Annotated in this window: 21 protein-coding genes; 9 read left to right on the top strand and 12 right to left on the bottom strand. The window is 67.9% G+C overall.

Annotation, left to right across the window (positions count from 1 at the left end):
• Positions 1–58: 58 nt before the first annotated feature.
• The 6 genes from KW83_RS16025 (at position 59) to KW83_RS16000 (ending at position 7,584) form a co-directional block, all read left to right on the top strand.
• Positions 59–2,971 carry a molybdopterin-dependent oxidoreductase gene (locus KW83_RS16025; RefSeq protein WP_235191448.1) on the top strand — a complete coding sequence of 971 codons (2,913 nt, stop codon included), beginning with the start codon at positions 59–61 and terminating at the stop codon, positions 2,969–2,971.
• Positions 2,968–3,714 (top strand): 4Fe-4S dicluster domain-containing protein, encoded by a 747-nt coding sequence (locus tag KW83_RS16020; RefSeq protein WP_036180988.1) that lies wholly within the window; start codon positions 2,968–2,970, stop codon positions 3,712–3,714. The genes KW83_RS16025 and KW83_RS16020 overlap by 4 nt, the downstream gene beginning before the upstream one ends.
• A 46-nt stretch (positions 3,715–3,760) precedes the next feature.
• The gene (locus tag KW83_RS16015; protein WP_036180986.1) at positions 3,761–4,624 is read left to right on the top strand and encodes a dimethyl sulfoxide reductase anchor subunit family protein; all 864 of its coding nucleotides are present in this window, start codon (positions 3,761–3,763) and stop codon (positions 4,622–4,624) included.
• 101 nt (positions 4,625–4,725) lie between these two features.
• Positions 4,726–5,943: an NAD-dependent epimerase/dehydratase family protein gene (locus tag KW83_RS16010; protein WP_036180984.1), complete on the top strand. Its 1,218-nt coding sequence runs from the start codon at positions 4,726–4,728 to the stop codon at positions 5,941–5,943.
• Positions 5,944–5,974: 31 nt separating this feature from the next.
• Positions 5,975–6,778 carry a glycosyltransferase gene (locus KW83_RS16005; protein WP_036180981.1) on the top strand — a complete coding sequence of 268 codons (804 nt, stop codon included), beginning with the start codon at positions 5,975–5,977 and terminating at the stop codon, positions 6,776–6,778.
• Between the two features lie 29 nt (positions 6,779–6,807).
• Positions 6,808–7,584, top strand: a complete 777-nt coding sequence (locus KW83_RS16000; protein ID WP_235191447.1) for an NAD-dependent epimerase/dehydratase family protein — start codon at positions 6,808–6,810, stop codon at positions 7,582–7,584.
• A 3-nt stretch (positions 7,585–7,587) separates the two neighbouring features.
• Here the strand turns inward: KW83_RS16000 and KW83_RS15995 are convergent, their stop codons facing one another.
• The 3 genes from KW83_RS15995 to xylF all read right to left on the bottom strand — a co-directional run bounded on the left by KW83_RS15995 (position 7,588) and on the right by xylF (position 10,757).
• Positions 7,588–8,352, bottom strand: coding sequence for an ATP-binding cassette domain-containing protein (locus KW83_RS15995; RefSeq protein WP_036180977.1), 765 nt, complete (start codon positions 8,350–8,352; stop codon positions 7,588–7,590).
• Positions 8,352–9,644 carry a sugar ABC transporter permease gene (locus KW83_RS15990; protein ID WP_036180976.1) on the bottom strand — a complete coding sequence of 431 codons (1,293 nt, stop codon included), beginning with the start codon at positions 9,642–9,644 and terminating at the stop codon, positions 8,352–8,354. The genes KW83_RS15995 and KW83_RS15990 overlap by 1 nt, the downstream gene beginning before the upstream one ends.
• Positions 9,645–9,722: 78 nt before the next feature.
• A complete protein-coding gene (gene xylF / locus KW83_RS15985) occupies positions 9,723–10,757 on the bottom strand; it encodes a D-xylose ABC transporter substrate-binding protein (RefSeq protein WP_036180973.1) in 1,035 nt (344 codons plus the stop codon).
• Between the two features lie 284 nt (positions 10,758–11,041).
• Here xylF and KW83_RS15980 point away from each other — a divergent pair, with 284 nt between their 5' ends.
• Positions 11,042–12,226, top strand: coding sequence for an ROK family protein (locus tag KW83_RS15980; RefSeq protein ID WP_235191446.1), 1,185 nt, complete (start codon positions 11,042–11,044; stop codon positions 12,224–12,226).
• A 20-nt stretch (positions 12,227–12,246) separates the two neighbouring features.
• Positions 12,247–13,722 (top strand): CRTAC1 family protein, encoded by a 1,476-nt coding sequence (locus KW83_RS15975; RefSeq protein WP_036181026.1) that lies wholly within the window; start codon positions 12,247–12,249, stop codon positions 13,720–13,722.
• A 62-nt stretch (positions 13,723–13,784) separates the two neighbouring features.
• Here KW83_RS15975 and KW83_RS15970 read toward each other — a convergent pair whose 3' ends face one another.
• A complete protein-coding gene (locus KW83_RS15970) occupies positions 13,785–15,098 on the bottom strand; it encodes a cytochrome-c peroxidase (protein ID WP_036180971.1) in 1,314 nt (437 codons plus the stop codon).
• Between the two features lie 144 nt (positions 15,099–15,242).
• On the opposite strand from KW83_RS15970, the gene KW83_RS15965 reads away from it, so the two are divergent.
• A complete protein-coding gene (locus KW83_RS15965; RefSeq protein WP_036180968.1) occupies positions 15,243–16,388 on the top strand; it encodes a CaiB/BaiF CoA transferase family protein in 1,146 nt (381 codons plus the stop codon).
• 232 nt (positions 16,389–16,620) lie between these two features.
• Here KW83_RS15965 and KW83_RS15960 read toward each other — a convergent pair whose 3' ends face one another.
• From KW83_RS15960 to KW83_RS15925, 8 genes are all read right to left on the bottom strand, one after another.
• Positions 16,621–17,439 carry an FAS1-like dehydratase domain-containing protein gene (locus tag KW83_RS15960; protein WP_036180966.1) on the bottom strand — a complete coding sequence of 273 codons (819 nt, stop codon included), beginning with the start codon at positions 17,437–17,439 and terminating at the stop codon, positions 16,621–16,623.
• Positions 17,439–18,188, bottom strand: a complete 750-nt coding sequence (locus KW83_RS15955) for an SDR family oxidoreductase (protein ID WP_036180964.1) — start codon at positions 18,186–18,188, stop codon at positions 17,439–17,441. The genes KW83_RS15960 and KW83_RS15955 overlap by 1 nt, the downstream gene beginning before the upstream one ends.
• Before the next feature lie 21 nt (positions 18,189–18,209).
• Positions 18,210–18,878 (bottom strand): ABC transporter ATP-binding protein, encoded by a 669-nt coding sequence (locus KW83_RS15950; protein WP_036180962.1) that lies wholly within the window; start codon positions 18,876–18,878, stop codon positions 18,210–18,212.
• The gene (locus KW83_RS15945) at positions 18,878–19,630 is read right to left on the bottom strand and encodes an ABC transporter ATP-binding protein (protein ID WP_036180959.1); all 753 of its coding nucleotides are present in this window, start codon (positions 19,628–19,630) and stop codon (positions 18,878–18,880) included. Before KW83_RS15945 ends, KW83_RS15950 begins: the two co-directional genes overlap by 1 nt.
• On the bottom strand, positions 19,627–20,601 hold the full coding sequence (locus KW83_RS15940; RefSeq protein WP_036180958.1) for a branched-chain amino acid ABC transporter permease: 975 nt from the start codon (positions 20,599–20,601) through the stop codon (positions 19,627–19,629). Before KW83_RS15940 ends, KW83_RS15945 begins: the two co-directional genes overlap by 4 nt.
• 10 nt (positions 20,602–20,611) lie before the next feature.
• Positions 20,612–21,517: a branched-chain amino acid ABC transporter permease gene (locus KW83_RS15935; protein WP_036180957.1), complete on the bottom strand. Its 906-nt coding sequence runs from the start codon at positions 21,515–21,517 to the stop codon at positions 20,612–20,614.
• A gap of 90 nt (positions 21,518–21,607) precedes the next feature.
• Complete coding sequence (locus tag KW83_RS15930) at positions 21,608–22,906, bottom strand: ABC transporter substrate-binding protein (protein ID WP_036180954.1); 1,299 nt, start codon at positions 22,904–22,906, stop codon at positions 21,608–21,610.
• Between the two features lie 63 nt (positions 22,907–22,969).
• On the bottom strand, positions 22,970–23,613 hold a 644-nt coding region (locus KW83_RS15925), incomplete at its 5' end, for an IS481 family transposase (RefSeq protein WP_036180952.1).

Here is a 23,613-nt window from a genome sequence, read left to right as displayed (position 1 = left end):
GGCCCCGGCTTCATGGCGGGGCTTCCGTCCCGGCCCGGGCTCTGCGAAACATGTGGCCATGGACGGCGACCAGACCCAACGCCCCCCCGGCCCGCCCGGACGGGAGATCCGCAAGACCACGTGCTACATGTGCGCGTGCCGATGCGGAATCGACGTGCACATCAAGGACGGACCCTCCGGCAAGGAGGTCGCCTATATCGAGGGCAACCGCGATCACCCGGTGAACAAGGGCGTGCTCTGCGCCAAGGGGGCGGCTGGGATCATGCAGCACCGCTCGGCCGCGCGGCTGCGGGCGCCGCTGCGCCGGGTCGGGCCGCGCGGAGAGGGCCGGTTCGAGGAGATCACCTGGGACGAGGCGCTTGAAGAGCTGGCCACGCGGCTGGACGGGATTCGCAGGACCGATCCGCGCAAGCTTGCGTTCTTCACCGGGCGCGACCAGTCGCAATCGTTCACCGGCTTCTGGGCGCAGCAGTTCGGCACCCCCAACTACGCGGCGCATGGGGGGTTCTGCTCGGTCAACATGGCGGCGGCGGGCATCTACACCATGGGCGGCGCGTTCTGGGAGTTCTCGTCCCCGGACTGGGAGCGCGCCGAATTGTTCCTTCTGTTCGGGACGGCCGAAGACCACGATTCCAACCCCATCAAGATGGGACTGGGGCGGCTCAAGGCGCGGGGCGTTCCGGTGGTGGCGATCAACCCGATCCGCACGGGCTACAACGCGGTGGCAGACCGGTGGCTGGGCATCACGCCGGGGACCGACGGCTTGCTGGTGCTGTCGCTGATCCACTGCCTGCTGAAGGCCGGCAAGGTCGATCTCGACTACCTGTCGCGCTGGACCAACGCGCCCTGCCTGGTGGATGAGAATCCGAAATCGGACATGCCCGGCCTGCTGCTGAGGGGCGACGACGGCAAGCCGCTGGTCATCGACCGCGCCTCCCGCAAGGCGATGCCGTTCGACGCACAGGGCGTGCGGCCGGACCTGTCGGGGCGGATCCGGCGCGCGGGCATCACCCACCGCACGGTCTTCCAGATACTGGCGGAGCGGTATCTGTCGGATGAGTTCGCGCCCGAGCGCATCGCACCGCAGACCGGGCTGGAGGCCGACCAGATCCACCGCCTGGCCGCCGACCTCGCCCATGCCGCCTTCGACAAGAGCTACGAGGTGGCACAGACCTGGACCGACTTCCGCGGCGAGACGCACAAGACCGTCACCGCCCGCCCCGTTTCTGTCCACGCCATGCGTGGCATCTCTGCCCACTCCAACGGGTTCCAGACCGCCCGCGCGATCCATCTGCTGCAGATCCTGCTGGGCGCGGTGGAATGTCCCGGCGGCATGCGGTTCAAGGCCCCCTACCCCAAGCCCGCCCATGCCCATCCGCGTCCCTGCGCGACGTCCGCGGCGGACACGCCTCTGGACGGACCGCACCTGGGCTTTCCCACGGGCCCGGAGGATCTGCTGGTGGATGCCGACAATCGTCCGCTCCGCCTCGACAAGGCGTTTTCGTGGGAGAACCCGCTATCGGTTCATGGCCTGATGCACATGGTGATCTCGAACGCCTATGCGGGCGACCCCTACCCCATCGACACGCTGTTTCTCTACATGGCGAACATGGCCTGGAACTCGTCCATGAACACCAGCGGTGTCATGGGAATGCTGGCCGATGCGGATGAGGACGGGAATTACGTCATTCCCTACGTGGTGGTGGCGGACGCCTATTCGTCGGAAACCGTCGCCTATGCCGACCTGGTGTTGCCGGACACGACCTACCTTGAACGCTACGACTGCATCTCTTTGCTCGACCGCCCCATCTCCGAGCCCGATCACGCGGCCGACGCCATCCGCCATCCGGTCGTGCAGCCGGACCGCAATGTGCGCGCTTTCCAGAGCGTTCTGGTGGATCTGGCCAACCGGCTGAAGCTGCCGGGCTTCACCGAAGGCGACGGGACGCCCCTCTATGCCGATTACGCGGAATACATCACCCTCCACGAACGCCGCCCCGGCGTCGGCCCGCTCGCCGGGTGGCGGCTGGGTCAGACCCATCTGGTGGACGGGCGGGGCGATCCGAACGGCGGCCAGCTTGACCACTATATCCGCGCCGGCGGGTTCAAGCAGTTCGACGTGCCCGAAAGTGCGCGGTTCATGCGGCCCTGGAACGACGCCTGGTGGGAGTTCTCGCAGCGGATGGGCTTTACCGACGCGCCCCAGCCCTACCTGTTCGAGTTGTGGTCCGAACCGCTTCGCAGGTTCCAGGCGGCGGCGGAAGGGCGGGGAGAGCACCAGCCCCCGGAGCATCTTCGCGCGATGATCCGGATCACCCACGATCCGCTGCCCATCTGGTATCCGCCGCTGGAGGACGGCCATGCCGACCCGGTGGAATACCCGTTCTACGCCCTGACCCAGCGCCCGGCGGCCATGTATCACAGCTGGGGCGGACAGAATCCGTGGCTGCGGCAGATCCACGGCATGAACCCGTTGTTCCTGCCCACGCATCTGTGGCTCTCCGAAGGCTTCGCGACCGGCGACTGGGCGCGCGTGACCTCTGCGCACGGAGAGATCACCGTGCCGGTGGCGCGCATGGACGCGCTGAACCCGAACACCGTCTGGACCTGGAACGCCATCGCCAAGCGCCGCGGCGCCTGGGCGCTGTCGCCGGGCGCGCCGGAAGCCCGTCAAGGCTTTCTGCTGAACCACCTGATCCACGAGCTTCTGCCTGAAAAGGGCGACGGGTTGCGCTGGTCCAATTCGGATCCGGTGACGGGTCAGGCAGCGTGGTTCGACTGCCGGGTGAAGGTCGAGAGGGTGCCGCCATCAGGGGTGTCGCATCCGGCCATCGCGCGCCAGACAAGCCCCGTGGGGCAGGGCAGGAAAGTCGTCGCGCGGCGGACCGGCGACGTCCCCGCCCCGCCGCCATCGGCCAGAGAAGTGCTGCGTGGCGCGATGGCCGCCCTGAAAGACAGGATCGGACGATGACGGATCTTCCGCAGGCTACGGGAAAGCGCCTTGGGCTGGTGATCGACCTCGACACCTGCGTTGGCTGCCACGCCTGCGTGATCGCCTGCAAGGCGTGGAACACCGAAGAGGGCCAGAGCCCGCTGGCCGACATGGATGCCCATGGCGCGCATCCCTCCGGCGCGTTCCTGAACCGGGTCCATTCCTATGAGGTCACGCCCCATGACGGCACCGCGCCCCGCATCGTACATGTCCCCAAAAGCTGCCTGCACTGCACCGACGCGCCCTGCGTGACTGTCTGCCCCACGGGCGCAAGCTGGAAACGGGCCGAGGACGGCATCGTACTGGTGAACGAGGCCGAGTGTATCGGCTGCGGCCTCTGCGCCTGGGCCTGCCCCTACGGCGCGCGGGAACAGGATCCGGCTCAGAAGGTGATGAAGAAATGCACCCTCTGCGTGGACCGGATCGACAACCCGGCCCTGCCCGAGATCGACCGCATCCCGGCCTGCGTGCGCACCTGCCCCACCGGCGCGCGGCATTTCGGCGACCTGGGCGATCCCGACAGCGCGGTGTCGCGGCTGGTGGCCGAGCGCGGAGGCATGGCTTTGATGCCGGAACAGGATACCGGGCCAGTGAACCGCTATCTGCCGCCGCGCGATAAGGAGACCGAGCTCGACATCCTCGCGCCCCTTCTGACGCCGGTGACGGAGGGGCCGAAAGGGTTCCTCGGCTGGCTTGACCGGGCGCTGGAGAAACTGGGATGAGGGGTGGCGATTTTTCGCAGAAAAATCTTTCCCCGGGGGGCGGCTGATGCACCCGGCGGCGTCCCTCATCGCGTTCACGACGCTCTCGGGCGCGGGGTTCGGGTTGCTCGCCTTCATGGGCCTGGGCCTCGGTGTCAGTCGGGGCTGGGCGGGTGCGGGCCTCTTCGCCCTGGGCTTCGGCCTGGCGCTGACCGGCCTTGCCGCGTCCACCGCCCACCTGGGCCGGCCCGAGCGTGCGATCAAGGCGTTCCGCGAATGGCGTTCGTCCTGGCTGTCGCGTGAGGCGTGGCTCGCCCTGGCCGCGCTGGGGACCCTCACGCTTTTCGCGGCACTGCGGCTGGCCAACCTTCCGGCGCTTCCGGTCGGCATCCTCGGGGCGGCGCTTGCCCTCTTCACGGTCGCCGCCACGGCAATGATCTACGCCCAGCTTCGCACCGTGCCGCGCTGGCACCACTGGTCCACGCCCGCGATCTTCCTGGCCCACGCGGTCACCGCCGGCACCGTGCTGACCGGGTTCCGCTGGCCTGCGATCGTCTTGCTGATGGCCACCGCCCTGGCGCAGTTCGTGGCGTGGAAAACCGGCGACGCGCGGGCCGCCGCCAGCCCCACCACGCGTGAGAGCGCCACGGGGCTGGGTCCGATCGGCCATGTGCGTCCGTTCGAGCCGCCCCATACCGGCAACAGCTACCTGACGAAAGAGATGGTCTTCGTCATCGGCCGCAAACACGCGGTCAAGCTGCGGGCCCTCGCCCTGGCGCTGGCCTATCTCGCACCGGTCGGCGTGCTGCTCATACCGCCGCACATCGTCGCGGTCGCGTTTGCCGCGGCGCTGCATCTGGCGGGCACCGCCCTTACGCGTTGGCTCTTCTTCGCCGAGGCTGAGCACGTGCTCGCCCGCTACTATCGGTAATCCCGGGCGGGTCGCCGCCGACGTGCGCGCGCAGGAGACTTGTTCGATGCTGCGTCTCATGGTTTCAGATGAGCAAGCGGCATGAACGCAGGAGATCCCCGATGAAGATCGCGATCCTGGGCGGAGACGGCTTCTGCGGATGGCCTGCCACGCTTCACCTCAGCGACGCCGGCCACGAGGTCCACGTCGTCGACAACCTGTCCCGGCGCTGGATCGACACCGAACTTGGCGTGCAATCTCTCACGCCCATGGACTCGATCCAGGAACGCTGCCGGATCTGGCGCGAGGTCACCGGCCGGACGATCCACTTCCACCTGCTGGACCTGGCAAAGGAATACGACCGGCTCAAGGCCTGGCTGGCCGAGCATCGCCCTGACGCGATCGTTCACCTGGCCGAGCAGCGCGCCGCGCCATACTCGATGAAATCCGACCGCCACAAAGTCTATACCGTGACCAACAACACGTGCGCGACGCATAACCTGCTGGCCGCAATGGTCGAGACCGGCATCGACGCGCATCTGGTCCATCTCGGCACGATGGGTGTCTACGGCTATTCCAGCGTCCGCGCGCCGATCCCGGAGGGTTACCTCAACATCCGCATCGACACGCCGGACGGCGAGCGTGCACAGGAAATCCTTTATCCGACACGCCCAGGATCGGTCTATCACATGACCAAGAGCCTGGATCAGATCCTGTTCCAGTTCTACGCACAGAACGACGGGCTCAGGATCACCGATCTGCACCAAGGCATCGTCTGGGGCACCCATACATCGCAGACCGCGCTGCATCCGCAGCTCGTCAACCGGTTCGACTATGACGGCGACTACGGCACGGTGCTGAACCGGTTCCTGATCCAGGCCGCGATCGGCTATCCGCTGACGGTGCATGGCACAGGTGGGCAGACCCGTGCCTTCATCCATATCCGCGACTCGGTGCGCTGCATAGAGCTTGCGCTGTCGGACGCGCCCGCGGCGGGCGACCGCGTGAAGATCTTCAACCAGATGACCGAAACGCACCGTGTCCGCGACCTGGCAGAGATGGTCGCGCGGCTTACCGGGGCCACGATCGCCACATTGCCCAACCCGCGGAAGGAAGCGCCAGAGAACGACTTGGTCGTGAAGAACGACCAGTTCCTGGCGTTGGGGCTGAACCCCACCGTATTGGCCGAGGGGCTTCTGGAAGAGGTTGTCGATGTCGCGCGGAAGTTCGCCCATCGGATCGACCGCAGCCGTGTGCCGGCGGTGTCGGCCTGGACCAGGGACCTGGGCGCGACGGTGGAGCACGACCCGGAGGGGCGGTCCCTGAAGTCGGTGTCCTGAGGAGACGATCTTTCGTCCGAGAAAATCGCATATGCGCCACGCCTATGTCACGCTGGTCACCAACGCCGATTTCGCGCGCGGATGCCTCGCGCTGCTGCACTCGCTGAAGCTGACGGGAACACGGGCGGACCGGGTTGTGATGCACACCGACGGGGTGGACCCCGCCGCGGTCGCGCACCTGGCGCGGGCCGGTGCGCGTCCGTTCCGGATCGAGTTGCTGCCAACCTCGGCTGCCTTCAACGCCGCCCATGCCCGCAACGCTCTGCACGGCGCCGCGCCCTTCACCAAAGGCGAAAAACCTGCCTTTCATACCCCGCTCGACAATTTCGCCAAGCTTCGATTGTGGCAATTGCCATACGACCGGGTGGTATTCCTGGATGCCGACACGCTGGTGTTGCGCAATATCGACAAGCTTTTCGCCTACCCCGAGTTCTGCGCCGCGCCGAATGTCTACGAAAGCCTGTCGGATTTCCACCGCATGAACTCGGGCGTGTTCACGGCGCGACCGTCACAGGCAACGTTCGAGGCGATGCTGACCCGGCTGGACACGCCGGGGGCATTCTGGCGGCGCACCGATCAGAGCTTTCTGCAGGCATTCTTCCCGGATTGGCACGGTTTGCCGGTGACAATGAACATGCTGCAATACGTGTGGTTCAATCTGCCCGAACTGTGGTCATGGGACGCGGTACACGTGCTTCACTATCAATACGAAAAGCCATGGCAGGATCATTCCCGGGCGGATCGCCTTCGGCCCCTGATCGACCTCTGGCGCCGGTATGAGGCCGGCGACACACCGGACCTTTCCGCTCTGCCGCGTCCGTGCGCGTCGCGTTGACCGGGGCGACCGGGCGGGCCGGATTTGCCGTGGCGCGACACCTGTCCGCGCTGGGCCATGGCGTCGTCGCGCTGGGCCGCGAGCCGGTGCCGGGCCTTGCGCATGTGCCGTGGCGGCTGGGCGACAGCGTCCGTCTCGACGCGGATGCCCTGGTGCATTGCGCGTTCGCCCATGTACCCGGCCGGTACCGGGGCGGCGAAGGGGACGATCCGGCCAGCTTCGTGACACTGAACCGCGACGGGACGCGGCGTCTTTTGGACGGTGCCGCGGGAGTACGGGTCGTGTTCCTGTCGTCGCGCGCCGTCTATGGCGCCTGGCCCCCCGGCACGCGCCTGACGGAAGTGACGGAGCCGCGTCCCGACACGCTTTACGGCCGGCTGAAACTTGAGACAGAGCGCCACGTTGCCGAGCGCGGCGGGGTGACTCTGCGGGCCACGGGCCTCTATGGACCGCCGCCGCCGGGGCGGGATCACAAATGGGCGGACCTCTTTGCCGATTTCACCGCCGGGCATCCCATCGCGCCCCGCGTCGGCACGGAACTCCATGTCGACGACCTGGCGGCCGCCGTGGCATTGGTTCTGCGCGGACCCGCACCGCCGGTCCTGAACGTGTCGGACATCGTGCTGGACCGGCGCGACCTGCTTCGGACCTATGCGCAGGTCACGGGCCAGGGCGGCACCCTGCCCGACCGCGCCGATCCCACAACGGTATCCGAGATGGACTGCGCTCTGCTGCGCACCCTGGGTTGGCGGCCGAGGGGTTGGGCGGGCCTGCGGTCCGCCTTGGCCGCCATGCTGGTGTCCTGACGTTCAGGCGGCCAGATGGTCCGGCGTCTTGCCGGCGATGATCATCCCCAGCAGGTCGTCGGTGGACACATCGTCCACATCGACGATCCCCACCAGTTCGCCGTTCTTCATCACCGCCGCCCGGTCGCAGAGCCGCTTGACCTGATGCACGTCGTGGTCGATCAGGAATATGCCCAAACCGTCCTTCTTCAGCTCCTGGATCAGCTCGGCCACCATCTGCGTCTCTTGCGGGCCAAGGGCCGCGGTCGGCTCGTCCATGATCAGGATCTTGGCTTCGAAATAGACGGCCCGTGCGATGGCGACGGATTGGCGCTGCCCGCCCGACAGCGCCGAGACCGGTGATGCGAACTTGCGGAAATTGGGGTTGAGCCGGCCCATGATCTTGCGTGTCTCCGCCTCCATCGCGGAATCGTCCACAAAGCCCAGGGACGTCGTCAGTTCCCTGCCCAGAAACAGGTTCGAAGCCGCGTCCAGATTGTCTGCCAAGGCAAGGGTCTGGTAGATCGTCTCGATGTTGTAGTCGCGCGCGTCGCGGGGGGTCTGGATGTTGACCTTCTCACCCTTGACGTAAACATCGCCCGAATCCTGCCGATAGGCGCCCGACAGGCATTTGATCAGCGTGGACTTTCCGGCGCCGTTATGGCCGAGAAGCCCCACGACCTCACCCGGAAAAAGGTCGACCGACACGCCATCCACCGCCTTCACGCCCCCGAAGGCGATGTGGATGTCGCGCAATTCGACCAGGGGCGTTCCGCTGCGATCGACCATCATCGTGCTCCCATGCGCTTGCGGTAGAGGATGTCCACCAGGACCGCCAGAACCAGCACCGCGCCGACCACGATGTTCTGGAACGGGGCGTCCACACCGACCATGGCCATGCCCGATTGCAGCGACTGCATGATGAGCGCGCCCAGGATCGCGCCGTAGATGGTGCCCATGCCACCGGCCAGCGCCGTGCCGCCAATGACCGCGGCGGCAATGACGCGCAACTCGTCCAGGGTGCCGATGTCGTTGGAGTGGAACGACAACCGCGCCGAGGCCACGACCGCGGCCAGCGCCGCGAGCATCCCCATGATGGCGAATACCTTGACGGTCAGAAGTCTGGTGTTGATGCCCGACAGCTCTGCCGCGTCGGGATTGCCGCCGGTGGCGAAGATGTAGCGCCCCAGCCGCGTGCGCCGGGCGACCACCGTCATGACCACCGCCACGGCGATCAGCAAGAGCACCGAATAAGGCACGCCGTAGCCTTGGGTGAAGCCCTCCGGCATGGTTTCTCCACGCGCCTGGAAGTCGCGCTGGAGCACGCGGGACGGCACCTGATAGGCGTTCAGCACCGCGACGAAGCCAAGGATCGCGACCGCGGACAGGGCCATCATCGCGGCCTCCGCCCAGACGGGTTTGACCGGAAATTCATGCGCGATGCGCGACCGCCGCGCCGACCAGATCGCCATGCAGGCGACGACCACGGCGATCAGCCCCAGAATCCAGCTGCCGGTGGTCCCTAAGGTGCCGCCGATCCCACCCAGAAGCTGGAAATTCTCGTCGAGCGGGCCGATGGTCTGGCCGTTGGTCAGATACCAGCCGACGTTGCGCCAGACGAGCAGACCGCCCAGCGTCACGATGAACGACGGAATGGCCAGGTAGCCGACCAGGTAGCCCTGCAAGGCGCCGATGGCCGCCCCCGTCGCAAGACCCGCCAGGATCGCCAGGGGCGCGATCCAAGGGTCGCCCAGATCCAGACCCATGCCGGGCAGGATGCTGGTCTGCATCATCGCCATCATCGCCGACGCCGTGGCCAGGAGAGATCCGACGCTGAGGTCGATATGCCGCGTGACGATGACGAACACCATGCCGGTGGCCATGATCGCCACGCTCACCGTCTGGATGGTCAGGTTGAACACGTTGCGGGGCGTCAGAAAGCGTCCGTCCGTCATGACGTTGAACACGATGCAGACGATGGCGAAGGCGCCGATCATTCCCAGAAGCCGGGTGTCGACCTCCAGGGTCTGCATGAGGGACTTGCGAGGCGGAGAGGCGGAGGGCGCGCTGGCGTCGGCCATCGGGACGTTCCTTCGGGAAGTGGATCGTGGGGCACCGCCCCGGCGCGTGCCTGCGCCGGGGCGGGATCGGTCAGCAGATCACTCGCAGGGGGCGGGGCCGCCCGATACGCCCTGGCAGAGCTCTTCCTTGCTGATCCAGCCAGCGTCGACCACCACGTTCAGGTTGTCCGCGGTCACGGGCACCGGCTCCAGGAATTTTGCCCAGAGAGTCGTTCCGGCCGGCGAGGTCCATTCCTCGGCGCCCTCGATCGCGCTCATCTCCGTGCCGTCGGCCATGGCGATTGCGATCTCGGCGGCGGCTTTGCCCAACTCGCGCGAGTCCTTCCAGACGGACACCGTCTGGGTGCCCTGCGCGATGCGATTCAGCGCGGCCCCGTCGGCATCCTGTCCGGACACCGGAATCCCGGCCAGCCCCTGCGCCTGGAGCGCGGCCACGGCGCCACCGGCGGTGCCGTCGTTCGAGGCCACGACCGCGTCGACCTGGTTATCGTTGGCGGTCAGGATCTGTTCCATGTTGCGCTGGGCGTTGGCGGGCAGCCACTGGTCGGTGTAGGCCTCATCGACAATGGTGATGTCACCGGCGTCGATGGCCTCCTGCAGGACTTCCTGCTGGCCGCCGCGCAGGAAATCGGCGTTCGGATCGGTCGGAGAGCCCTTGATCATCACGTAGTTGCCGGTGGGCTGGGCCTCCAGAACGGCGCGAGCCTGCATCCGGCCAACCTCGATATTGTCGAAGGTCAGGTAGAAGGCGCGGTCGTCCTCGATCAGCCGGTCGTAGCCGACGACGGGGATCCCCTCGTTCGCGGCCTGCTCCACGGCGGGGATGATGGCCTGGCTGTCCTGGGCCAGGATGATCAGCGCGTCGGCACCCTGGCTTATCAGCGATTCGATGTCCGACAGCTGCTTGGACGACGACGACTGCGCGTCCGCGGAGATATACGTCGCTCCGGCCTCTTCAAGCGCGGCCTTGATCGCGGCCTCGTCGGTCTTCCAGCGCTCTTCCTGGAAGTTCGACCAGCTGACGCCGATGGTCAGGTCGTCCTGGGCCAGCGCGGCGGCCGGTGTCAGGCTTGTCGCGGCAAGGGCCGCGGCCAGCAGGGTACGTCTTTGCATGGAATCCTCCCACAGTTTCTTATGGTCCGGTGCGGGTCCGCCCGCCGGATCAGCGGCATGATGACCGGTTTATTTCGGTTGTCAAAGTTAATTCTTGCCGATCCTCCGTTGCCGGCCCTATCCTTCCGGCCATGACCCCCTTCCATCGGTGTTTTTGCAGGTGCAGAAATAGGTCCGCCGGGTCTTTTGTTCGGGAGGCGAACTATATGGATGCGCCGGTCGCAATCCCGAGGGTGTCAGGCTGCGGACCGCTTACGGGTGAGACCGGCGCGGGCGCGCGACCCTTGCGACTGAGGATATTCGAATCGGTGCGTGCCGCCGGGACGGTCCCCCGGGCCGGCGTCGCCAAGGATCTCGGCGTCTCCGCGGGAAGCGTCTCGACCCTCACTGCCGAGTTGATCGAGCAGGGCTACCTGCAAGAAACCGCGGCGCGCGCGTCGACCGACACGGTGCGCGGGCGCCCGCCGGTGGCATTGGGCGTCCGCCCCGAGTCGTTCCGCGTCGCGGGCGTGAAGCTCGCCGACCGGGAACTGACCGGCATCCTGCTGGACGGCGCGGGCGGTGAGCTTGCGTCGGTCCGGCGCAAGGCGACACCAGGGGCCCTGCCCCTCGCGCAGCAGGTCGAAACCCTGGCCGAGGTGGTCGAGAGTCTGTGCCGCGACGCGGGCGTCTCTTCCGGCGCGCTTGACGCCGTGGGCGTGGGCCTGCCGGGGTTCGTGGACCACGAACGGGGCCACGTCTTCTGGTCGCCCGTGCTGGACACCCGCGATGTCGGTTTCGCCGCCGCCGCCCGGCGCCGCATCGGCCGGCCCGTGGTGGTGGACAACGACGCCAACCTGGTGGCCCTGGCCGAGCTCTGGTTCGGCGTCGGGCGCGACCGGCCCGATTTCGCCGTCGTCACGATAGAACACGGCGTCGGGACCGGCATCGTGCTGGATCACAGGGTGTTTCGTGGCGCGCACGGCGTGGGGCTGGAGCTGGGGCACACGAAGGTGCAGCTCGACGGTGCGCTTTGCCGCTGCGGCCAGCGCGGCTGCCTGGAGGCCTATATTTCCGACTATGCGCTGGCGCGGGAGGCCGCCGTGGCGCTGGGCGCGCCCGACGGGGAGCCCCGGACCGTGGCGGACCTGATCGCGCGGCTGCACGACGAGGCGCGCGCCGGCAATGCCGCCGCCCAGTCGATCTTCGACCGGTCCCGGCGCTATCTGGCGCTGGGGCTGGCGAATCTGGTGAACCTGTTCGACCCGTCCCTGCTGATCCTGTCGGGCGACCGGATGCGCTATGACGGTCCGTTCGTGGACGACACCCTGGCCGAGATGCGCGCCCTGGCGCTGAACACCGGCAACGGGGTGCCGCCGCTCAAGGTGCATGAATGGGGCACGCTGCTCTGGGCCTACGGGGCGGGGGCGCTGGCCCTGTCCCGGGCCACGGAGGCGGCCCTGGGCGCGGCGCGGGATGCGGGCCCGTGAGGACGCTGGCCCTGACGGTGATGGCCGGCTCTGCCGCGGCCGACCCGGCCTTCGTCCAGCGTCCCGACGCGTTTCCGGTGGAGCACGTCTATACCGGGGGGTGGGAGCATTTCGTGGGCGGCGGCGTCGCGGTGTTCGATTGCAACGGCGACGCGCGGCCCGACGTGGCCGCCGCCGGCGGAACCGCACCCGCGCGGCTCTTCGTCAACGCCACCCCCGCCCCCGGTGCACCGATCGGGTTCGACCGGGGCGACTTGCCATCGCTGACCGGCGTGACCGGGCTCTATCCCCTGGACATCGACGGCGACGGGACGCTGGACCTTGCCGTGTTGCGGGTCGGCGCGAACCTGCTGTTGCGGGGCGACGGAGCCTGCGGCTTCGCCGACGCCAGCGCCGCCTGGGGCTTTGCCGGCGGCGATGCCTGGAGCACCGCGTTTTCGGCCACCTGGGAGGCGGGGCGCGGCGGACCGACGCTGGCCATCGGCAACTACGTGGACAGGAAGGATCCGGACGGCCCGTTCGGCGCCTGCGACGACAATGAGCTTCACCGGCCCGGCCCGGACGGCTACGATGCGCCCCTGCCGATCGCGCCGGGCTATTGCGCGCTGTCGATGCTGTTCTCTGACTGGCAGCGGTCGGGCACGCCGGAACTGAGGATCTCGAACGACCGGCACTATTACCTGCAAGGCGGCTATGAAGAGATGTGGCGCCTCTCACCGCTTGCCCCCCGGACCGAAGCCGACGGCTGGGAAAAGGTGTCGCTCTGGGGCATGGGCATCGCCTCTGCCGACCTGACGGGGGATGGCCGGCCGGAGGTGATGCTGACGTCGATGGGCGACCAGCTTTTGCAGGTCAACGAAGGGGACGGCTGGCGCAACGCGCCGTTCGAGACGGGGACAGCCGCGCAGAGACCCTATACGGGCGACGACGGGCGGCCCTCGACCGGATGGCACGCAGAGTTCGGCGATGTGGACAACGACGGGCGGCTGGATCTGTTCATCGCAAAGGGCAATGTGGACCAGATGCCATCGAACGCGATGGCCGACCCGAACAACCTGCTGATGCAGGGTCCGGACGGACGGTTCAGCGAAGCCGGGGCCGCTGCGGGGGTGGCCGACCCGGTACGCTCCCGCGGGGCGGCGCTGGCGGATTTCGACGGCGACGGGCGGCTGGATCTGGTGGTGAGCGCAAGACGCGCCCCGTTGAAGGTGTGGCAGAACGTGACGGAGGGCACCGGGCGCTGGCTCGCGGTCGAGCCGCGGATGACCGGGGCCAATACCCGCGCCGTGGGCGCGATCGTGGAGGTGCGGACCGGTGACGGGGTACAGACACGCGAAGTCACCGTGGGCGGCGGACATGCGGGCGGGCAGGCCGGACCGGTGCATTTCGGGCTGGGTGACGCGGATCGGGCCGATGTCAGGGTGATCTGGCCGGACGGGACCGTCGGCGCCTGGCAGGACGTAGCGGCGGACGGGCGCGTGACCCTGAGGCGGTGAAGCGTGAAGAGGACTGGGGCTCTGCCCCAGACCCCGGGATATTTATAGAAAGATGAAGACGGTCAGCGCTCGACCGGGAGGCCGGACGGGACGGTGGCGGGGATGCCGAGCCGACCTGTGAGCGAGGCCGCGTCTGTCAGGGCGGAGAGGAAGGCCATCAGGCGGTCGAGCTCGGGCCCGGTCAGGCGGCGCGACGGCGTCTTCGCGGCGCGGGCGATGGCGGCGCGTTCCCCGGGATCGTCGAGGATCGTCCAGTCGGGCCCCAGCCCGGCGATCCGCGGCAGAACGGCGCTGGGCCGGTAGCGGGCGAGCCCTGTCGCCGGGTCGGCGTGGTCGGCAAGGAAGCCGCGCAGGTCCGTGTGGCCGCCGGCATGACCCCATGGGCCGGTCAGCGTCACGTTGCGCAGCATCGGGGTGCGAAACGCGTAGGCATCGGCATCGCGGCCCGTCACGCGCATCCGGCCCGTGTCGCGGCGGTGGCTCTCGAAGCGCTCGGCCTTGCCGGGACCGAGCTGCGGCGCGGCCATCGCGTAAAAGGACTGGTCGCTGAGCAGCGGGCCGGAATGGCAGGTTCCGCAGCCCGCATCGCCGAAGAACAGCGCCATCCCCTCTGCGGCGTCCGGCGGCAGCGGCGTTCCGTCCCTCAGGTAACGGTCGAATGGGCTGTCGTCGGCGCGCCACTCGTGGGCCATGAAGGCGGCGATCGCATTGGAGATGTCGGCGAAGCCGACGCTGCGACCCGCGCCGATCTCCGGGTAGGCGTCACCGAGCCGAGCGCGATAGGCCGGGATCGCCGCCACGCGCCGGGCGATGATGTCCCAGGCACCGCCGTCGCCGGTCAGCCGACCCTGCCGGACGGCCTTGGCCACGTCGTTCTCCTGATAATGGCCCGCCATTTCGTCGGGGGAGAGCACGGGGAACATGGTCTGCGCCGACAGGATGCCGGAGAAGCCGGCGACCATCTCATCCTCCAGGGGGGTGCGAAACCCGGACGCGCGGGTGGTGTCGGCCTCGATCCGCCCGTCCGCGAAGAGCGTCGTGATGGCGCTATGGCCCAGGTTGAAGAGCGGTGGCGCGTTGCGGGGGACCCGTTGTTCGGGCGTGTTGGCCGGATCGGCGCGGCGGGCGGGGCCAAGGCCGATGCCGCCTTCGCCGACCCCCAGCGACAGCCCGTCCCCGGTGGCGAAGCGCGGATGATGGCAGGACGCGCAGGAGATGTTGCGGTTGCCCGACAGGATCGGATCGTAGAACAGCAGCTGGCCCAGACGGACCTCTGCCATCGGCGGATCGGGGAAATCCGCAGGGTCGATCGGGACCGGCCCGGCGGCACCGGCCAGAAGCGCGGCGGCGGCAAGGAGGAGGGTTCTGGCATCCATGGGCGCAGTTTGCCCGGGCGCAGGCGCGCGTCAATGCTGGCCTGACGCGGGCGCGTGTCAATGCTGGCCTGACGCGGGCGCGTGTCGATCTTGCACCCGGGCCGTCGTCCCGGAATACTCGGGCGCAAACCGGGAGGAACCGCCATGGCATATCCGCTGGAGGGCCTCCGGGTCGTCGAATTCGCCGGTATCGGCCCGGGACCGTTCGCCTGCATGATGCTGGCCGATCATGGGGCGGAGGTGATCCGGGTCGAGCGTCCCGGCGGCACGAAAGGCGGGCTGGAGAGCGCGGCCGAAACCGACATCCTGCTGCGCTCTCGCAGCCGCATGTCGGTGGACCTGAAGTCCGAGGCGGGGCGTGCCGTGCTGCTGGATCTGCTGGCCACGGCCGATGCGCTGGTCGAAGGCTTCCGTCCCGGTGTGATGGAGCGGCTGGGGCTGGGCCCGGAAACGGTCCACCGGATCAACCCACGGCTCGTCTACGGGCGCATGACCGGCTGGGGGCAGAGCGGGCCCTGGGCGGGGCGCGCCGGGCATGACATCAACTACATCGCACTTTCCGGCGCGCTCCACGCCATCGGGCGACGGGACGCGGCGCCGGTGCCACCGCTCAACATGCTGGGCGATTTCGGCGGCGGGGCCATGATGCTGGCCTTTGGCCTGCTGTCCGGGATCCTTGGCGCGCAGGCCACCGGCCGGGGCTGCGTGGTGGACGCGGCGATGACCGATGGATCGGCTCTGCTGACGGCAATGATGCATACGCTGCTGGGACAGGGACGCTGGCAGGACCGGCGCGGCGCGAACGTGCTGGACGGCGGCGCACCCTACTATGACGTGTACGAGACCGCGGACGGGCGCCATATCGCGCTTGGCGCGATCGAGCCCCAGTTCCACGACGAGATGCTGGCGCGGCTGGGGCTGGCCGAAGATCCCGGCTTCTCGCGCAGGGACGATCCGGCGGCCTGGGGCGAGCTCAAGGACCGCATCGCCGCGCGGGTTCGCACGCGGACCCGGGACGCGTGGGATGCGGTTTTCGATGGTTCGGACGGCTGTTACGCGCCTGTCCTGTCCCTGCGCGAGGCGCCGTGCCATCCCCACAACGCGGCGCGGGGCACGTTCGTGGAGGTTTCTGGCGTGACGCAGCCCGCTCCGGCCCCGCGCTACGACGGGTTGGATACACGCGCGCCGCAGATGCCCGATGCCGCAACACAGACCCCGGCGATCCTGCGAAAACTCGGTTACTCTGACGCGAAGATCGAGACGGTGATGAAGAGTGGCGCGGTAGGGTGAGCGGGACACGCCCGCCCGGTCGATCCATGCGGCCGGGGGGCGGCAGCGGCCGCCGGCGCGACTTGGTTATCGTCCGGCTCGAACACCCTCTGGCCACGTGGGCACGCACCGCATGACCGGTATCGCCCCGCACAACACCGCGCTCAATCACGCCGGTCGTTCCCAGACCTCCCGGGAGCCGCCGCAGCCCGCAAGGCTTTGCGGTTCCCCAGCGCGGCCCGTCCCACAAGCCTCAGATCGCCTCCCATGTGGCGGTCATCGCCGTCTCGCCGTCCGACCGCTCGATCCGGCCCTGGCGCGGGCTGCCGGGCTGTCCCGGAATCAGGCGCACGAGCGTCGTGTCGAAGACCGGCGCCGTGGCGCGGAACGCGAAACGGCAGGGCGCCAGCCCGTCGCGCATCGCGTCGCATAGCTCTGTCGCCATCAAGGGGCCGTGGACCACCAGGCTGGGATACCCCTCCGCGTCGCGGCAGAAGTCCCGGTCCCAGTGGATGCGGTGGCCGTTCTGGGTGACCGCGGAATAGGCGACGAGCGTCGTATCGGGGTGGACAACGTAGCCTTGCGGCACCGGATCGTCCGGATGGCGTGGGGCGGAGACGGCAAGCCCCCTGTCGCGATAGACCACCGTCTGATGCTCGGTGATACGGGTCTGCCCGCCCTGGGAGATGTCGTGGCGGATCGTGACGAAGCAGAGATCGCCCGAGGCGCCGGTCTTGAAGGAGACGTCCTCGATGGTCGAGACCCGCTGCGCCCGGAGCCCAAGCGCCAGCGGTCGGTGCATCTCGATCCTGCCGGCGGCCCACATCCGGCGCTGGAATGGCGCCGGGGGCAGGAACAGTCCCAGCCGTTCGTGACCGTCGTGGCCGATGTCGGCGGGCGGAACGGCGGCGGTGAAATAGACCCAGTGCCAGGTGGGCGGCAGACCGTCGGCGGGCATCCCGCTTTGCAGGATCGTCGCCAGCTTCTCCGCCGGTGCCGGGGGCATCGGATCCTCCGCGACGCGGCGGCGGCCCACGTAGGCCTTGCACTCCTGCTGGATCGCCGCGTCCATCAGACCGTGCGTCCGCCGTCGACCTCTAGCACCACGCCGGTCAGGAACGCTGCCTCGTCCGAGGCGAGGAACGCCGCCGCATTGGCCACGTCGCGCGGCTCCGACATGCGGCCCAGCGGGATGGTGGCCAGGAATTTGGCGCGGTTCTCCGGCGTGTCGGGCAAACCCATGAAGTTCTCCAGCAGCGCCGTCACGCCGATCACCGGCGCGATACCGCAGACGCGGATCCCGTCGGGGGCCAGCTCAACGGCCAGCGATTTGGTCATCAGGTTCGCGGCACCCTTGGAGGAGTTGTACCAGGTCAGGCCGGGCCGGGGGCGGATGCCGGCGGTGCTGCCGATGTTCACCATCACCCCGCCGGACCCGTCGCGCCAGCGCGGCACGATGGACTTGGTCATGTGGAAGATCGACATGACGTTGACGTCGTAGAGCTTGCGCATGGTGGCCTCGTCGGTCTCCATCAGAGGCGCGTTCTTGTTAGACCAGCCGGCGTTGTTCACCACCACGTCGATGCGGCCGAATTCCTCTGCCACGCGGGCGACGGCGGCTTCGACCTCTTCGCCGCTGGTGACGTCGCAGGTCACGGCAATGGCCCCGCGGCCCACGTCGGACGCGACCTTGCCGGCCCCGTCGCCGTTCATGTCCACCACCGCGACCCTTGCGCCTTCGTCGGTGAATTTATGGGCCATCCCTTCGCCGAAGCCGGAGGCGGCGCCGGTGATGAGGCAGATCTTGTCTTTCAGTCGCATCCTGTTTCTCCCGATAGGGGTTTAGGCGGTTTCCGGTGCCGCTTCGGCGATCTCGCCCCGCTCGATGACCAGCGTGCGGCGGGCGATGGTCTTCAACAGGGCCGGGTTCGATTCGGTGATGATGAGTGTGACATCGCGGTCCACGTCGCGCAGCTTGCCCAGCGCCTCGGCATAGCGCTGGGCCAGCGCCGGGGCGAGGCCTTGAAACGGCTCATCCAGCATCAACAATCGCGTGCCGACCATGAGTGCGCGGCCCAGCGCCACCATCTTGCCCTGCCCGCCCGACACGGCACCGGCGGGGCGGTCGGCCATCTCGGCAAGCTCCGGCAGGATGGTGTAGATCTTGTCGAGCCGCGCGGCGACCTCTGCCCTGTCCAGCTTCGCCACCGCGCCGGGAAGGGTGATGTTCTCCTCGACCGTGAAGCCGGAAAACAGCCGCCGGTCCTCCGGCGCGTAGCCGACGCCCAGCGACGGGCGGCGGGACGGCTTCATCCTGGTCACATCCTGCCCGTCGATGAACACCTTTCCGCGCACATCCGTGAACCCCATGACCGAGCGCAGGGTCGTGGTCTTGCCCGCCCCGTTGCGCCCGATCAGCGCCACGGTGTCCGAATCCGCGATATCCACGTTCAGCTTCCGCAGGATCGGTACGTTGGCAATGAACACGTCGGCGTTCTCGATGCGCAGCATCAGGCGATCTCCTCACCGATGACGTCGCGGATCACGTCGGGGTGCTTCAGGATCTCCTGGGGCGTGCCGCGCATCTGCACGGCGCCGGCGTTCCAGACCGCGACCTCATCGGCGTAGTTCTCGACGATGCCCATGTCGTGCTCGACGAAAACGGCCGTCACGTCGGCCCTGCCCAGCGCCTTGACCAGGATCTCCATGATCTCGAACTTCTCGGACGACGCCACGCCGGAGGTCGGCTCGTCCATCAGCAGCAGGGCCGGTTTCAGCGCCAGCGCCACGGCGATGTCGATCAGCTTGCGCTGGCCTTCGGACAGTTCCACCACGGGGCGGTCGGCCACGCGGTCGCAGCCGACCATCTCCAGCAGCCGCGCCATTTCCTCGCGCTCCGGCATGTCGTGCATGTCCAGAAGCGGCGACTGCCGTCCGGTGCGGGCGGAGGCGGCGATCAGCATGTTCTCCATCGCGGTATGCTCTGTGAACAGCTGCGGGATCTGGAATGCACGCGCCACGCCACGGCGCACGATGTCGCGCGGGGCAAGCCTGGTCACGTCCTTGCCACGGAACAGGACGGTGCCCCTGGTGGGCTTGATCCAGCCGGTGCAGATGTTCAGGAACGTGGTCTTGCCCGCGCCGTTCGGTCCGATGATCGCAAGGTTCCGGCCTTCCTCGATGCGCAGATTCACGTCATCCGCCGCGACCACGCCGCCGAACCGGATCTCAAGCCCACGGGCTTCGAGCAAGGCGTCGCTCATGTCCCGGCCTCCTTCTTCGATGCGGACTTGGCGCGCCTGGCCCCGATCCGGTCGGCAAATGCCGCGTAGATCCCCACCAGACCGCCCGGCGCGAAGAGGATGATGGCCAACAGGAATCCGCCCAGCACCATCTGCCAGGCATCGGCCGCGAAGGCGGCGGCGTAGCTGCGCACCAGTTCATAGGCGATGGACCCGGCGAAGGCGCCCACGACCGACCCCGCCCCGCCCAGGACGGCGATGAACACCATTTCCCCCGACCGGATCCAGTAGGCGTAGCTGGGCGTCACGATGCCTTGGGCAGCAGCCATCAGCACGCCGCCGACACCGCAGAGCACCGCCGAAAGCACGTAGCCCTTCAGCAGCGTCCGCCGGGCCGAGACGCCGAGGTATTCCAGCCGCGTCTCGTTGGTCTTGACGGTCTGGAAGAGCTGGCCCACGGGGCTGGCAAGGAACCGCACGACGAACCAGCCGAGCGCGATGGCCAGCAGAAGCGACGCATAGTAAAGCAGCACCTCATAGGGACCTCGGTCCATCTCGATGAACGCGACGGACGGGCGCGGCAGGCGCAGCCCGTCCGCGCCGCCGGTGACGTAATAGAACTTCTCCAGAATCGACCAGAAGATCATCGAGAACGCCAGGTTCAGCATCCCGAAGAAGATACCCCGGTAGCGGACCACGAACAGGCCCACGAGTACCCCCGCGATCCCGGCGCCCAGCGCGCCCGCCAGCAAGAGCAGCAGCAGGTCGTCCAGCGGCGAGGCGGCAAGGAACGCGGCCCCGTAGGCGGCGATGCCGAAAAACAGCGCGTGTCCGAAGCTGACCTGTCCGGCCCGGAGCAGCAGGGTCACACCCATCACCGCGATACCCTTGGCCATGGCCAGCGTCAGCAGCACCTGGAGGAATGGCGCCAGGGGCGGGACCAGCGCCAGGGCGACGATGGCAAGGGCTGGAAGGATCAGGCGGACGGACATGTGCTGGACCTCAGATCTTGCGCGCCGCGGGGCTGCCGAACAGCCCCTCGGGGCGGATCAGCAGGACCGCGAGCATGATGAGGTACGGCACCAGCACCTGCAGCTCCGGGAAGAGATAGACGGCGAAGGACCGGCCCAGCCCGATCATCAGCGCGGTCAGCGCGGCCCCCTCGATCTGGCCCAGTCCCGCGGTGGCGACCACGGCAAAAGAAAGCACGATCATCTCTGCTCCGATCCCGGGCAGCACGGAGGTTGTCGGAGACGCCAGCGCGCCGCCCAGACCGGCCAGGGCCGCGCCCAGAACGAAGGTCAGCAAATAGACCCGGTCGGCGTCGATGCCGATGGATTGCGCGGCCTCGCGGTCCTCGGTCACGGCGGTGATGAGCTTGCCGGTCAGGGTCCGGCGCAGGAAGAGCCGCAGCCCGATCAGTGTGGCGATGGCCACAAGCGGCAGCAGGATCAGCTGATAGACGGTGTAATAGACGCCGAAGACCTGCACATTGCCCAGAAGCGCGAGCGCCGAGCTTTCGAAATAGGGCTGGTTGCCCCAGACCAGGCGCTGCACGTCCTCAAGAATCATGAACACCGCGAAGGTGACCAGCAGTTGCAGCACCTCCGGCCGGTGATAGATCCGCCGCAAGAGCAGCCGCTCCATCGGTGCGCCCAGCAGGACGCCCACCAGCGCGGCCGACACCAGCATCAGCGGAAAGGCCAGCACCGGCGACCAGCCCATCGCGAAGATCGCACCGCCGATAGATGCCGTGAGATACGCGCCGATGGCATAGAGCGAGCCGTGGGCGACGTTGAGGATCCTGAGCACGCCGAAGATCAGCGTCAGCCCCACCGCCACCATGAAGACCAGCGCCGCGTAGGCGACGCCGTCGAAGATGGCCAAAAGGATGGTCGCGCCGGTCATGTGGTCCTGCTTTCGCCCGGGGGCCGCCCCCCCCCCGGGGGGGCGGGCCGGCCATGGTTCGGTGTCCGGTCCCGGTCAGGGGGTCCGGGATCAGTCGAAGGTCGTCGGCGTGACCTGATCCACGAAGGACGGGTCGAGCGCTTCGATCCATTCGATCGAATTCTCGCCAACCGGGGTCGTCAGCGGCCCGCCGTCGTAGATGGCGATATCGGTCAGGGAAGCGAATCCGAGGTCGTTGTCGGTGGTGGTCGTCCCCAGAAGCTGCGCCTCGACGCCTTGGTGATCCGCACGTATGGTCACCGGCCGCCCGAACCCTTGAAACTCCATCCCTTCGAGAGTGGCGATCACCTGTTCCTCCGTCGGCCATTCTACGCCGTTCTGCTCGATGGCCGTCTCATAGGCCGCTTCCAGCGCCGACAGGGCCTGCGCCATGTGGAAGACCGAATAGATCGGGTAGGCGCCGGTCCGATCGCGGAAATCGGCCACGAAACTGTCGAACCCCTCCTGGCCGACCATTTCGGGGTGCTGGAAATAGTGGTCGCCCCGCGCGCCGACGATGACGGCGTCGGGCAGCGCAGTGCCCAGCCGCTCCAGCGAGCTTTCCGCCAGCGGAAGCACGAAGGTGGACTGGTTCATCAGTCCCCGTTGCGCGGCCTGCTGCACGAACGTATCCAGATCGCCGCCCCATGAGGTGGACAGAATCACGTCCGGCCGCATGGCCGACAGGCGTGAGATTTCCGTGGAATAGTCCGGCGCGCCGAAAGCCGGAAAGAACTCTCCGACGATTTCCACGTCCGGCTTCAGGGCCTTCAGCGCGGTCGAGAAGATGTCCCAGCTGTCGCGCCCCCAGGCGTAGTCCTGATTCACCACGGCGATGGTCTGGAAGTCGGGCTTTTGCCGGAGCAGGTAGAGGACGCTGGCCAGCATCTCCGGGGTGGCGTTGGCCTGGGTGCGGAACACGTAGGTGTAGTCGCCCTCCTCGAAGATCCGCTGGGTGCCGCAATCCCACATCAGGTTGATGACCTGCAAATCTTCGGCCAGAGGGGCCAGCTGCGTGCAGTTGCCCGAGGAGATCGCGGCCAGCATGACATCCGCGCCCTCGTCTTCGACCTGGCGGCGGTATTCGGTGGTCAGCGCCTCGCCGCCCGCGCCCTCGTCGATGAAGCTGGCTTCGACCGGCACACCGCCGATGCCGCCGTCCGCATTGATCTGTTCGATCAGCATCTCGGCCGCGTCCCGGGCGGGCACACCGAAGACCGAGGCCGGCCCGGTCAGAAACGTGGTGATGCCGATCTTGAGGCTTTCTGGCTTGTCCTGCGCGGCGGCCGGAGCGCTCAGCGCCAGCGCGGCGCCCAGAATCGTCGCGGAAAGCAGTCCTGTCCTGGTCATGTCGATCCTCCCTTGAATGTATGGGCACCCGGCAAGCGGCCGGGCGCGCGTCTGGCCATCAGCCTAGCTGTCAGATCCCGCTTGATTGTATGGCCGCTTTTTGAAGAGCCTTGGCTTTTGGCGATGCCAGTCCTTGAGGGCGTCGATAGGCGTTCTGCCCTTCAGGACGGATTGCGGGAGCTGGCCGTTGTAGAGGCGGACATAGCGCAGGATCGTCTGCTCAAGGTCCTCGCCTGATCGGAAGCGATGACTCTGCAGGACGTCCTCGATCCGCCCGTTGAAGCGCTCCACCATGCCGTTGGTTTGCGGCCGCATCGGTGGTGCGAGGCGATGCTCGATCCCGAGGTCGGCACAGAGGCGGTCGAACTCGTGGTTGCCCGTGGCCGCGCGCTTGCGCAGGCCGAACAGCCGGTCGGTGAACTCCTTGCCGTTGTCGGTGAGAACACGTGTGATCTTCATCGGCGCGGCGCGCTCCAGGTCACGCAGGAAGCGGCGCGCGTTGGCGGCCGTCTTCGCTGGGTAGATGCGGACGAAGACCCATCGGGTCGCACGGTCAATCGCCACGAAGAGGTAGCGTCGCCGCTGCTCGTCCGGCATCTGCGGCAGGTATTTCACGTCGACATGCAGATAGCCGGGCTCATAGGCCCTGAAAGGCTTGTGCGCAGGCTTCGGCGCCTTTGGTGTGAGGTCGCGGAGCTTGCTCACCC

Source organism: Palleronia rufa (assembly GCF_000743715.1).
GTDB classification, from domain to species: domain Bacteria; phylum Pseudomonadota; class Alphaproteobacteria; order Rhodobacterales; family Rhodobacteraceae; genus Palleronia; species Palleronia rufa.
Note: the sequence above shows the minus strand (reverse complement) of the source record. Positions and strands in the feature narration are given on the sequence as shown.